The sequence below is a fragment of the Kitasatospora sp. NPDC032150 genome (assembly GCF_055579945.1).
On record NZ_JBVIMH010000008.1, the window covers coordinates 74,004 to 83,720 of the forward strand.

The 9,717-nt window shown below is 71.4% G+C and carries 7 protein-coding genes; all 7 read right to left on the reverse strand.

The features are described 5' to 3' along the window. Positions 1-4: 4 nt before the first annotated feature. The 7 genes from rpmE to lysA all read right to left on the reverse strand — a co-directional run bounded on the left by rpmE (position 5) and on the right by lysA (position 9,557). The gene (gene rpmE / locus ACZ5ON_RS12185) at positions 5-226 is read right to left on the reverse strand and encodes a 50S ribosomal protein L31 (RefSeq protein ID WP_344639450.1); all 222 of its coding nucleotides are present in this window, start codon (positions 224-226) and stop codon (positions 5-7) included. Positions 227-359: 133 nt separating this feature from the next. Further along, the gene (locus ACZ5ON_RS12190; RefSeq protein WP_465589620.1) at positions 360-1,424 is read right to left on the reverse strand and encodes an LCP family protein; all 1,065 of its coding nucleotides are present in this window, start codon (positions 1,422-1,424) and stop codon (positions 360-362) included. 158 nt (positions 1,425-1,582) lie between these two features. Continuing rightward, positions 1,583-3,661: a transcription termination factor Rho gene (gene rho, locus ACZ5ON_RS12195; protein ID WP_465589623.1), complete on the reverse strand. Its 2,079-nt coding sequence runs from the start codon at positions 3,659-3,661 to the stop codon at positions 1,583-1,585. A 615-nt stretch (positions 3,662-4,276) separates the two neighbouring features. Next, positions 4,277-5,194: a homoserine kinase gene (gene thrB, locus ACZ5ON_RS12200; protein ID WP_465589626.1), complete on the reverse strand. Its 918-nt coding sequence runs from the start codon at positions 5,192-5,194 to the stop codon at positions 4,277-4,279. Positions 5,195-5,584: 390 nt separating this feature from the next. Next, a complete protein-coding gene (gene thrC / locus ACZ5ON_RS12205; protein ID WP_465589629.1) occupies positions 5,585-6,691 on the reverse strand; it encodes a threonine synthase in 1,107 nt (368 codons plus the stop codon). A gap of 7 nt (positions 6,692-6,698) precedes the next feature. Next, a complete protein-coding gene (locus ACZ5ON_RS12210; RefSeq protein ID WP_344639445.1) occupies positions 6,699-7,991 on the reverse strand; it encodes a homoserine dehydrogenase in 1,293 nt (430 codons plus the stop codon). Positions 7,992-8,120: 129 nt separating this feature from the next. After that, a complete protein-coding gene (lysA, locus tag ACZ5ON_RS12215) occupies positions 8,121-9,557 on the reverse strand; it encodes a diaminopimelate decarboxylase (protein WP_465589633.1) in 1,437 nt (478 codons plus the stop codon). Positions 9,558-9,717 lie beyond the last annotated feature (160 nt).

Here is a 9,717-nt window from a genome sequence, read left to right on the forward strand (position 1 = left end):
AGCGCTAGGCCTTCGCGCTGTGCTGCTTGCCGAAGCGGGCCTCGAAGCGGGCCACGCGGCCACCGGTGTCGAGGATCTTCTGCTTGCCGGTGTAGAACGGGTGGCACTGCGAGCAGACCTCGGCGCGGATCTCGCCACTGGTCTCGGTGGACCGGGTGGTGAACTCGTTGCCACAGGTGCAGGTCACCTTGGTGACCACGTACTCGGGGTGAACGTTGGGCTTCAAGGGGTTCTCCTAGTGTTCGGGAGGGCACCGGGTCGGCAGCAGGGAGCTGCTCGTGAACCGGGACCGACGGACCAGTCTGCCAGGACTGGCCGCTTCTTCCCAAACCGGGTTGGGCTTCCGGTTATTCCGGGCCTCAGCCCGCCTTCGCGCTGGGGCTCGCATCGGCCGGGTTGGCGGGCTGGGTGGTCACTATCGAGTGTGGCACCGGCTGGTCCGCCCTGAGCGCCGTCCAGAGCCGGTCGGCCTGCGGCTGCTGCGGCACCACCCGGTTCGGGTCACCGGGAGCGGTGCCCACGGGCAGGGTGACCATGGTCAGCTCGTTCGGGCCGATCCTCTTGAGCGTGCCGGCCATGCCCACCAGCGCGTTGACCGAGGCCAGGTCGGAGTCGGTGGTGAGGCTCCTGGTGAGGCCGTCGGCCACCGACCAGAGCCGGGTCGGGTCGGAGGTCAGCCCGATGCCGCCGATCTGCTTCGTGATCGACTTCACCATCTGCTTCTGCAGCTCGATCCGGCCGAGGTCGCTGCCGTCGCCGACGCCGTGCCGGGTGCGGACGAAGGCGAGCGCCTGGGTGCCGCCCAGGTGGTGGTCGCCGGCCGGCAGGTCGAGGCCGCTGTCCTTGTCCTTGATGTTCACGGTGGTGGTCACGTCCACCCCGCCGATCGCGTCTATGAAATTCGCGAAACCGGAGAAGTCGATCTCCATGAAATGGTCCATCCGCATCCCGGTGAGCTGCTCAGTGGTCTTCACCGCACACGCCGGACCACCGGTCTCGAACGCGGAGTTGTACATCACGCTCCGCGCAGCGGGAACGGTTTTCCCGCCGGCGGTGAGGCATTCGGGACGGGGCACCAGCGTGTCGCGGGGAATGCTCACCACACCGGCCGCGGTGTGGTCCTGGTTGACGTGCACCACCATCGCGGTGTCCGAGCGCGCGGTGCCGTCGGTGTTCCCGCCGGCCAGGTTGCCGTTGCTGCCGCTGCGCGAGTCCGAGCCCAGGACCAGCACGTTGAACGAGCCGTCGGTGGCCGCGGGCGGCCGGGCGGTGCCGAGCTGGGCGTTGATGTCCACGCCCTTGATGTTGCGGTTCAGCTTCCAGTACGCGTATCCGGCGGCCGCGCCGCCGAGGACGAGCAGACCGGCCAGGGTGAACACGGTGATCCGCAGCCACCGGCCACCATTCCTGCGATGGTCGACCATATTGCCCCCGCTCCTCCACCTGCACGTCATTTCGGCCTGAACGCCTTTTCGAGCATAAGCGAAGCAGAGGATTGTAAGGCGATTTCTTAAATTTCCCTTGGAAACGCATAAGCCCCGGACCGCGCGAAGCGGTCCGGGGCTTACGGTCGGACGGATCGTCAGTCGCCGGAGCCCGGCGTGGTCTTGGCGATCTGCATCAGGAATTCGGCGTTGCTCTTGGTCTGCTTCATCTTGTCCAGCAGCAGTTCGATCGCCTGCTGCGAGTCCAGCGCGTGCAGCACCCGGCGGAGCTTCCAGGTGATGGCCAGCTCCTCGTTGCCCAGCAGGATCTCCTCCTTACGGGTGGAGGACGCGTCGACGTCGACGGCCGGGAAGATGCGCTTGTCCGAGAGCTTGCGGTCGAGCTTGAGCTCCATGTTGCCGGTGCCCTTGAACTCCTCGAAGACCACCTCGTCGGCCCGGGAGCCGGTCTCCACCAGGGCGGTGGCGAGGATGGTCAGCGAGCCGCCGTTCTCGATGTTGCGCGCGGCGCCGAAGAACTTCTTCGGCGGGTACAGCGCGGTCGAGTCGACACCACCGGACAGGATGCGGCCGGAGGCCGGCGCCGCCAGGTTGTAGGCGCGACCCAGGCGGGTGATCGAGTCCAGCAGGATCACCACGTCGTGGCCCAGCTCCACCAGGCGCTTGGCGCGCTCGATGGCGAGCTCGGCGACGGTGGTGTGGTCCTCGGCCGGACGGTCGAAGGTCGAGGAGATGACCTCGCCCTTCACCGACCGCTGCATGTCGGTGACCTCCTCCGGACGCTCGTCGACCAGGACGACCATCAGGTGGCACTCGGGGTTGTTGTGGGTGATCGCGTTGGCGATCGCCTGCATGATCATCGTCTTGCCGGTCTTCGGCGGGGCGACGATCAGACCGCGCTGGCCCTTACCGATCGGCGACACCAGGTCGATGATGCGGGTGGTCAGGACGCCCGGGTCGGTCTCCAGCCGCAGGCGCTCCTGCGGGTACAGCGGGGTCAGCTTGCCGAACTCGGGGCGGTTGCGGCCGCTCTCCGGGTCCATGCCGTTGACGGAGTCCAGCCGCACCATGGCGTTGAACTTCTCCCGGCGCTCGCCGTCACGCGGCTGGCGCACGGCGCCGGTGATGGCGTCGCCCTTGCGCAGACCGTGCTTGCGGACCTGGGCCAGCGAGACGTAGACGTCGTTCTGGCCCGGCAGGTAGCCGGAGGTCCGGACGAAGGCGTAGTTGTCGAGGATGTCCAGGATGCCCGCGACCGGGATCAGGACGTCGTCGTCGCCGATCTGCGGCTCGACGGCGCCGCCCTCGAAGCCCTCGCGGCGGCCGCGGCCACGGCGGTCCCGGTAACGGCCCCGGCGGCCGCGGCGGCCGTCGCCGTACTCGTCCTCGTCGAAGCCGCCGACGGCCGGCTGGACGGCCGGCTGACGGCCCTGGCCGCCTTCCTGCACGGCCTGCTGCTGGCCCTGCTGGCCGCCCTCGCGGCGGTCCCGGCGGCTGCGGCGCTCGCGGCGCGAATCCCGCCCGTCGCCGTCCTGCGCGGCCTGGGCCTCGCCGCCCTCCACGCCCTCCCGCCGCTCGCGGCGCTCGCGGCGCTCGCGGCGGCCCTCGGAGCGGCCCTCGCCGTCGTACCCGCGCCCCTCGGCGGGCTTGCCCTCGGTCCGGGTCTCGGTGCGGGTCTCGGTGCGGGTCTCGGCCTTGGCCTCGGCGACCACGGCGGCGGTCGACTCGGCGGCGGCCTCGGCGACCGGGGCGCCGGCGGCCGCGGTGGCCCGGCGACGGGGGCGCTCGGCGCGCGCGGGCGCGGTGGCGGTCTCGGCGGCGGCCTGGACCGGGATCTCGATCTGCGCGACCGGCTCGGCGGTCGCAGCAGCGGCGGCCCTGGTACGGCGCGCGGGCTTCGCCTCCTCGGCGGCCGGAGCAGCGGCGGCGGGCGCCGCCTTGGCGGTCCGCTTGGCCGGCGCGGCCGCGGCACCGGCGAGCAGCGGGTCCCCGCCGCTCTTCTCCTTGATGGCCTCGATCAGCTGGCTCTTGCGCATGCGTCCGGTACCGCTGATTCCGAGGGTCGAGGCGAGCTTCTGCAGCTCGGCCAGGACCAGGCCGTCCAGGCCCGCGGCGGCGGTACGGCGACGTCGCGCCGGGGCCGCGGGGGCGGCGGCGGCCGCGTCCGACGCGTCAGCGTCCGGGCGCGCGCCCATCAGATCGGTGGTGTCGCTCACTAAGGGTCCTTCCCTGGAGCGGACGTCGGCCTGTCTGGCTCGGCGACCGGTTGTGCTGTCCTGACCAACGCTCGACTGCGTCGGTCCGAGGCGGTGATCCCCCGAATGGCGGAGCCAGTCCGGGGAGCTGCGATGTGCGGTGCACTGTGGTGCGAAGTGGGCTGCGGGTCGATCTCCCGCCGACCTCGCTGCCTGCGATACCCGGGCCCCCGTCGCGCGGCGGTACCACGGGCCCCGCTCGGCCGTGCCACTAAGGACGAGGCCGGAAAAGCGGGTCAGGTACCGTCACGGCTTCGGGATGCGGCCGCAATCGCGCAGGCAGGCTGCGTACGCGCTGTGGCGGGCTCCCGGAGAATCGTGGTCCCGTACTTCCGGTTCCTGCTACTGCGGACTGCTCCACAGTGCCGGGGCGGGCTCGGGACGCGGCGCACCGCGCCCCGGAGGGCATCTGGTGCAGCAATGAGGTTAACACTACCGACCCCCTGACACATTCCCCAGCCCTGATCTCGTCAATCGTGTCTGTCCCACGAATCGTGTCCCTCTCACGAATCGCGCCCCCGTGCCCATTGAATTGCCGCATTCACGCCGTTCAACGTGCCACCCGTGGGAAACGTGTCACAGGTCCAGCGGCAGTACCGCGGCACCGGCGCGGTCCAGCTTGAGCCGGTGGACGGCGAACGCCGTACCCCCGAACTCCGCCAGCTTGTCGGCGCCCGCCTCGTCGGAGAGGGCGAGCACGGTCGGCCCGGCGCCGGAGATGACGGCCGGGACGCCCTCGGCGCGCAGGGCGGCGACCAGGGCGGCGCTGTCCGGCATCGCGGAGGCGCGGTAGTCCTGGTGCAGCCGGTCCTCAGTGGCGGCGAGCAGCAGTTCGGGCTGTCGGGTGAGGGCCTCGACCAGCAGCGCGGAGCGCCCGGCGTTGGCCGCCGCGTCGGCGAGCGGGACGGTCTTGGGCAGCAGGCCGCGGGCCGTCTCGGTGAGCACCTCGGTGGACGGCACGAAGACGACCGGGACGACCTGCTCGGACGGGTCGAGGCGGATCGCGCTGGCCCGCTCCTCGTCCGTCCAGGCGATGGTGAACCCGCCGCGCAGACAGGCCGCGACGTTGTCGGGATGCCCCTCCAGCTCGGTGGCGAGGGCCAGCAGTGCCGCGTCGTCCAGGGCGGACGGGCCGCCGATGGTGACGGCGCGGGCCGCGACGATGCCTGCGCAGATCGCGGCGGAGGAGGAGCCCAGGCCGCGGCCGTGCGGTATCCGGTTGGCGCAGACCACTTCGAGGCCGCGCGGCTGGCCGCCGAGCCGGTCGAAGGCCGCCCGCATCGAGCGGACCAGCAGGTGGTTCTCGTCCCGGGGCAGCGTCTCGGCGCCCTCACCGGCGATGTCCACGCTCAGACCGGATTCGGCGACCCGGACCACGACGTCGTCATAGAGCCCCAGGGCGAGTCCGAAGGCGTCGAATCCGGGGCCGAGATTGGCACTGGAGGCCGGGACTCGGACCCGGACGGCGGCAGCACGGAACGCAGGACCAGCCATGTGTTCGGACTCTCCTGGGGGAAACTCGGGCGTTGCCGCGCGGGGCGCGAGGCGCCTCGTGCGGCCGTCGGTGTGTGGCCCTGTCGCGTCGGGCCGACTTGGTGGGGGTACCCGGGCGGGGCCCGGGCGACGAGCCCCGGCGAGCCGGGCGGTCACGTCAGGGCGCGACCCGCCAGGTCCAGACTATCGAAGAGAGGTTCCACAGTGGTACACCCAACAGGCCCCGATCTGCCGTGTTGCCCGTTCTGGCCGGAAAGTGCACGGAAAAGGGGACGAAAAGGGTCGGCCAATTGACACAAAAGGTGTCAGGTCGAGACGTCGAGTGGGCCGGCCCCACAAGGGCCGGCCCACTGCTGACATAATGTCAACCCCACTGCGGGGCAAAGCCGGTCAGTCCAGCAGTCCGAGGTGGCGGGCCGCCGCCTCCGGGTCGACCGGGACGACCTGCGGCTGCGGCGCACCGGCCACCGCCCAGTCGGGATCCTTCAGGCCGTTGCCGGTGACGGTGCAGACGATCCGCTGCCCCCGGTCCACCAGCCCGGCCTCCGCCTTGGCCAGCAGGCCGGCCACGCCGGCGGCCGAGGCGGGCTCCACGAAGACGCCCTCCTGGGAGGCCAACAGCCGGTAGGCGGAGAGGATCTGACGATCGGTCACCTTGTCGATGAGGCCGCCGGACTCGTCCCGGGCGGCCAGCGCGTAGTCCCAGGAGGCCGGGTTGCCGATCCGGATCGCGGTGGCGATGGTCTGCGGGTGCAGCACCGGGGCGCCGTCCACGATCGGGGCCGAACCGGCGGCCTGGAAGCCCCACATCCGTGGCTTGCGGGAGGACATCCCGTCCTCGGCGTACTCCCGGTAGCCCTTCCAGTACGCGGTGATGTTGCCCGCGTTGCCGACCGGCAGGACGTGGATGTCGGGGGCGTCGCCCAGCATGTCCACGATCTCGAAGGCAGCGGTCTTCTGACCCTCGATCCGGACCGGGTTGACCGAGTTGACCAGCGCCACCGGGTACTTCTCGGACAGTTCGCGCGCCAGCGTCAGGCAGTCGTCGAAGTTGCCGTCGACCTGGAGGATCCTGGCGCCGTGCACCAGGGCCTGGCCCATCTTGCCGAGCGCGATCTTGCCCTGCGGCACCAACACCGCCGAGACCATCTTCGCCCGCACCGCGTACGCCGCGGCGGAGGCCGAGGTGTTGCCAGTGGAGGCGCAGATGACGGCCTGTGCGCCGTCCTCCTTGGCCTTGGAGATGGCCATGGTCATACCGCGGTCCTTGAAGGACCCGGTCGGGTTGGCGCCCTCGACCTTGAGGTAGACCTCGCAGCCGGTGCGCTCGGAGAGCACCTGGGCGGGGACCAGCGGCGTGCCGCCCTCCAGCAGGGTGACCACGGGGGTGGTGTCGCTCACCGGCAGGCGGTCGCGGTACTCCTCGATCAGGCCGCGCCACTGGTGGGTGTGGGATGCGGTCCGCCCGCTCGGGCGGTCGGCGGTCGCTGCGTTCATCTCTGACTTACTCCCCTTCGACCCGCATGATGCTGGCCACGTCACGCACGCTGTCCAGCGCGCGCAGCTTGTCGACCGTCGCCGACAGCGCGGCGTCGGTGGCGCGGTGGGTCACCACGACGAGCGAGGCGTCGCCGTCGCGGCCCTGCTGGCGCACGGTGTCGATGGAGACGCCGTGCTCGGCGAAGACCGAAGCCACCTGGGCGAGCACACCCGCGCGGTCGTCGACGTCCAGGCTGACGTGGTAGCGGGTGACGACCTCGCCCATCGGCTTGGCCGGCAGCCTGGTGTAGACCGAGTCGCCCGGGCCGGTGGCGCCGTTCAGCTTGTTGCGGCAGACCGCCACCAGGTCGCCGAGCACCGCCGAGGCGGTCGGCGAGCCGCCGGCGCCGGGGCCGTAGAACATCAGCCGGCCGGCTGCCTCCGCCTCGACGAACACCGCGTTGTACGCCTCGCGCACCGAGGCCAGCGGGTGGCTCAGCGGGATCATCGCCGGGTGGACCCGAGCGGTGACGGAGGCGCCGTCGGCGGCGCGCTCGCAGATCGCCAGCAGCTTGACCACGCAGCCCATCGCCTTGGCCGAGGCGATGTCGGCGGCGGTGACCTCGGTGATCCCCTCGCGGTAGACCTCGGCGGCGGTCACCCGGGTGTGGAAGGCGATCCCAGCCAGGATGGCGGCCTTGGCGGCGGCGTCGAAGCCCTCCACGTCGGCGGTCGGGTCGGCCTCGGCGTAACCGAGCGCGGTGGCCTCCTCCAGCGCCTCGGAGTACCCGGCGCCGGTGGAGTCCATCTTGTCGAGGATGAAGTTGGTGGTGCCGTTCACGATGCCCAGCACCCGGTCGACCTTGTCGCCGGCCAGCGACTCGCGCAGCGGGCGGATCAGCGGGATCGCGCCGGCCACGGCGGCCTCGTAGTACAGGTCCACACCGGCCTCGGCGGCGGCCCGGTGCAGTTCGGCACCGTCCTTGGCGAGCAGCGCCTTGTTGGCGCTGACCACCGAGGCGCCCTGCTCGAAGGCCGACAGGATCAGGTGCTTGGAGGGCTCGATGCCGCCGACGACCTCGATGACGACGTCGATGTCGCCCCGGCCCACCAGGGCCTCGGCATCGGTGGTGATCAGGTGCTCGGGCACTCCGGGCCGGACCCGACCGGCGCGGCGGACGGCGATACCGGCGAGCTCGACCGGTGCGCCGATCCGCGCGGCGAGGTCGTCGGCCGTCGTCGTCATGATGCGCGCCACCTCGGAGCCCACCACACCACAGCCCAGCAACGCCACCTTCAGCGGGCGCGTACGCATCATCCGACTCCGCTCTGCATGCTCGGTCTCCGCCGGGCCTTTCCCGATGCCCGACGGTATTCGTTCCATACCAGTCTCGGGGACTTTCCGCACCGATCTACGGCGAGTCCATGATCTGAGACAAGAATTTCGTCAGCCGATATCGAGCCGCAGGAGATCCTGCTCCGTCTCCCGGCGGACGATCACCCGGGCCGAACCGTCCGCGACGGCCACCACGGGAGGCTTGAGTGCGTGGTTGTAGTTGCTGGCCATCGAGCGGCAGTACGCCCCGGTGGCCGGCACCGCGAGCAGGTCGCCGGGCGCCAGGTCGGCGGGCAGGAAGGCGTCCCGCACCACGATGTCACCCGACTCGCAGTGCTTGCCCACCACCCTGACCAACATCGGCTCGGCCTCGCTGGCACGCGAGACCAGCGCGACCGAGTACTCGGCGTCGTACAGCGCGGTGCGAATGTTGTCCGACATCCCGCCGTCCACGCTGACGTAGGTGCGCAGGCCCTCCAGCGGCTTGACCGTGCCCACCTCGTACAGCGTGAACGCGGTCGGGCCGACGATCGCGCGGCCAGGCTCCACGCTCAGCCGGGGCACCTCCAGTCCGGCCGCCCGGCACTCCCGGCGGACGATGGCGGCCAGCGCGGCGGCGATCTCGGCCGGCTCGCGCGGGTCGTCCTCGCTGGTGTACGCGATGCCCAGGCCGCCGCCGAGGTCGATCTCCGGCAGCTCGATCCCGTGCTCGTCGCGGACCTCGGCCAGCAGGCCGACCACCCGGCGGGCGGCCACCTCGAAACCGGCCGTGTCGAAGATCTGCGAGCCGATGTGCGAGTGGATGCCCCGCAGCTCCAGGCTCGGCTGCGCCAGCACCCGGCGGACACCCTCGGCCGCCGCGCCCGCCCGTCGCCCACCACCCTCAACCGAGCCGCTTCGCGGCGCTGCCAAACCCAGCGAAAGGCCGAACTTCTGGTCCTCGTGCGCGGTGGCGATGAACTCGTGGGTGTGCGCCTCCACGCCGACGGTGACCCGGATCAGCACCGGCTGCCTGATCCCGTGGCGCTCGGCGACGGCGGCCAGTCGCTCGATCTCCTGGTACGAGTCGAGCACCACGTGCCCGACCCCCGCCTTGACGGCCTGCTCCAGCTCGCCCACCGACTTGTTGTTGCCGTGCAGCGCGATCCGCTCCCCCGGCATCCCGCCGGCCAGCGCCACGGCCAGCTCGCCGCCACTGCACACGTCGAGGTTCAGCCCCTCCTCGTACAGCCAGCGGACCACCGCCTTGGAGAGGAACGCCTTGCCCGCGTAGTACACGTCCGCGCCGTCCCCGAACGCCTCCCGCCAGGCGCGGGCGCGGGCGCGGAAGTCCGCCTCGTCCATGACGTACGCCGGGGTACCGAACTCGGCCGCCAGCGAACGGACGTCGAGCCCGCCGACGGTGACCACGCCCCGGCCGTCGCGGGCGACGGTACGGGACCAGACCTTGGGATCGAGGGCGTTCAGGTCACTCGGCGGTGCCTGGTAGTGGCCCTCGGGCAGCACGTCGCCGTGGCGCGGCCCGGCGGGGTGGGCGGAGCGGCTCATCTGGCTTCTCTCCCTGGCACTTACGGCTGGTACTTGCAGAAGGGGGCGGTGGGGGGGCGGGCAGACGAGCCCCCCCCCCCCACAGCGCGGGGGCCCCCGCTACCTCCGCTTGGGTGCGGAAAAAAACAACAAGAACAAGCGGTTTGCCCCCACCGTGCGC